The sequence below is a fragment of the Streptomyces sp. NPDC002104 genome, assembly GCF_053593795.1.
On record NZ_JBSFDF010000115.1, the window covers coordinates 1 to 2737 of the forward strand.

Sequence of the window (2737 nt, forward strand, 5' to 3'; positions counted from 1 at the left end):
CTTCGGTGCAGATGTCGCAATCCACACCGAACCCGGAGGCCCTCACCCATTTCAAGAACCCAGCACGCGTGTCACCAACGTCCCGGGACAACACAACTAGGCCGTCTCTTTCGGATCTTGTCGGCCGAGCCCGCGGCGTCTGGTGCCGTGCCTGGGCGTGTTGCCGGGGCGTTCGCGTACTGGGCGTACGTGGTCGCCGCGGCAGTGCGGCCAGGCACGGTGCCAGGCGTCGCGGGCCCGGCAAGATCCGAAAGAGACGGCCTAGGTGGGCCGGGGGGTGTGCGGCGTCGGGCCGGTGCGGACGACGGCCTGGTCGCCGTGGGGGCCGAACAGGTGCAGGATCTCCACCACCTCCCCTTCGGCGGGGCCGAACCAGTGCGGCTCACCGGTGTCGAACTCGGCGACCTCGCCGGGGCGCAGGGTGAGGGTGCGCTCGCCGATGACGAGGCGGAGCTCGCCCGCGAGCACGTAGAGCCATTCGTAGCCGGCGTGGGTCACCAGTTTCGGCTCCCGGTACGCGAGCACCTGCTTGAAGACCTGGACCCGGCCCGGGTACGTCGTCAGGGGGACAAGGACGCTCCCGTCCCTGCGGCGGGGCTTCAGGTGGACGCGCGGATCACCGGTGACCGGGGCGGCCACGAGCTGGTCCAGGGGCACGCGGTGGGTCCGCGCGAGCGGGATGAGCAGTTCGAGGGTGGGGCGCCGTTTCCCCGACTCCAGACGGGAGAGCGTGCTCACGGAGATCCTGGTGGCGTGGGCGAGCGTCTCCAGGGTCAGGCCGCGCCCGCGCCGCAGGGCTCGCAGGCGCGGGCCGATGGCGTCGAGGGTCCGCGCGAGCTCGCCCGGCGCGGCGGGGTCCGGGCGTTCGGCGGCGAGGCCGGTCGGTTCGGTCGGTCCGGTCGGTCCGGTCGTTTCGGCGTCCCTGTCCATGGGGTCATTTTGCGGTACCGGCAAATTTCCTGGGCCGCGTCCCCCGCCCGGTCCGAGCATGGGCCGACATCCGAAACCGGCGGCCGACAGGCCACCGCGGACCCGAGGCGGACCCGTGACCACGACGATCCCGGCCGGGGCGGCCACAGGCCCGGCCCCCGGTGCGCGCCAGCGGTGGACGGTACTGGCCGTCTGCGCGCTGAGCATGTTCCTCATCGGAGTGGACACCACCATCGTCAACGTGGGCCTGCCCGCGATCGGGCGCGGTCTGGGGGCGGGCACCCGCGGCCTGGAGTGGGTGGTGGACGCCTACACCGTGGTCCTGGCCAGCCTCCTCATCGCCTCCGGCGCCCTCGCGGACCGCTTCGGACGCCGCCGCGTGTTCCGCTGCGGGCTGGTGGTCTTCGCCCTCGCCTCCGTCGCCTGCGCGCTCGCCCCCTCGCTCGGGCTGCTCGTCGCGGCGCGGGCCGTCCAGGGGATCGGGGCCTCCATGCTGAGCCCCGTGGCCCTGGCGATCGTGGTCAACGCGATGCCCGACCCGCGGGAGCGGGCCCGCGCCATCGGCATCTGGGCCTCGGTGTTCGGGCTCAGCATGGCGGCGGGCCCGGTCATCGGCGGAACCCTCATCGCGGCATTCGGCTGGCGGTCGGTGTTCTGGATCAACGCCCCGGTGGTCGTCTGTGCGCTCGTCCTGGTCGCGGTGTTCGTGCCGGAGTCCTACGGACAGCGGGCCCGGCGCCTCGACCTGCCCGGCCAACTGCTCCTCACGACGGCCCTGTGCGTCTCGGTCGGCGTCCTGATCGAGGGTCCCCGCATCGGCTGGGCCTCCCCCGCGGCCCTGGCCTGCTACGGGGTCGTCGCGGCGGCCACGACGGCCTTCACCCGGGTCGAACTCCGCCGGAGCGAGCCCCTGATCGACCTCCGGCTGTTCCGGCGGCCGCCCTTCGCCTCGGCGGTCCTGGGCGCGGTGGCGGTGTTCGCCTCGCTGAGCGTGAGCCTGCTGCTCACCACCCTGTACTTGCAGGACGCCCGCGGCTGGACCCCGCTCGCGGCCGGCGCGGCGACGCTGCCCATGGCCCTCGGGGCCACCGTGTGCGCGCCGTGGTCCGGTGGCCTGACCGGGCGTCTGGGGCCCCGGCGTCCCCTGCTCCTCGCGGGCGGGTTCACCGCGGCGGGCGGGCTCTGCATGGTGGTCCTCGGCCAGAACCCGGGCGTGCCGGCGCTCCTGTCGGCCTATCTGCTCATCGGCATCGGGTTCGGCTTCGCCAACGCCCCGCTCACGCACACCGCGGTCGGCGGACTGCCGCCGTCCCGCGCCGGGGTGGCCGGGGCCGTCACCTCCACCGCCCGGCAGGTCGGCTCGGCGGTCGGCATCGCCGTGGCGGGAGCCCTGGCCGCGGGCGTCGCCCCGGACGGCCTCGCCCGGGCGGCCCGGCCGGGCTGGCTGCTCGTCACGGCCTGCGGAGTGTTCCTCTTCGCGGTGGCCCGGTCCTCCGGGAGGTCCGGCGGGCGGGACCCGAAGGAGACGGCCCGGTCACAGCACTAGGCCGTCTCTTTCGGATCTTGTCGGCCGAGCCCACGGCGTCTGGTGCCGTGCCTGGGCGTGCTGCCGGGGCGCTCGCGTACTGGGCGTACGCGGTCGCCTCGGCAGTGCGGCCAGGCGCGGTGCCAGGCGTCGCGGGCCCGGCAAGATCCGAAAGAGACGGCCTAGATGTGTTGTCCGGGCAGGTTGGTGACGCGGCTGGCGGGTGTTTGGCTTTGGATGCCGGTGTGGGGTCGGTGGTAGTTGTACCAGTCGATCCAGTCG

The 2737-nt window shown here is 73.9% G+C and carries 3 protein-coding genes; 1 reads left to right on the top strand and 2 read right to left on the bottom strand.

All coding sequences use genetic code 11. From position 1 onward, the window contains the following. Positions 1–261: 261 nt before the first annotated feature. A complete protein-coding gene (locus ACWCP2_RS38135) occupies positions 262–930 on the bottom strand; it encodes a helix-turn-helix domain-containing protein (RefSeq protein ID WP_450913124.1) in 669 nt (222 codons plus the stop codon). A 115-nt stretch (positions 931–1045) separates the two neighbouring features. On the opposite strand from ACWCP2_RS38135, the gene ACWCP2_RS38140 reads away from it, so the two are divergent. After that, positions 1046–2476, top strand: a complete 1431-nt coding sequence (locus ACWCP2_RS38140) for an MFS transporter (protein WP_450913125.1) — start codon at positions 1046–1048, stop codon at positions 2474–2476. A gap of 161 nt (positions 2477–2637) precedes the next feature. Here ACWCP2_RS38140 and ACWCP2_RS38145 read toward each other — a convergent pair. Then, positions 2638–2737, bottom strand: a 100-nt coding sequence (locus ACWCP2_RS38145; RefSeq protein ID WP_450913126.1) for an integrase core domain-containing protein, incomplete at its 5' end; no start/stop codon positions are given.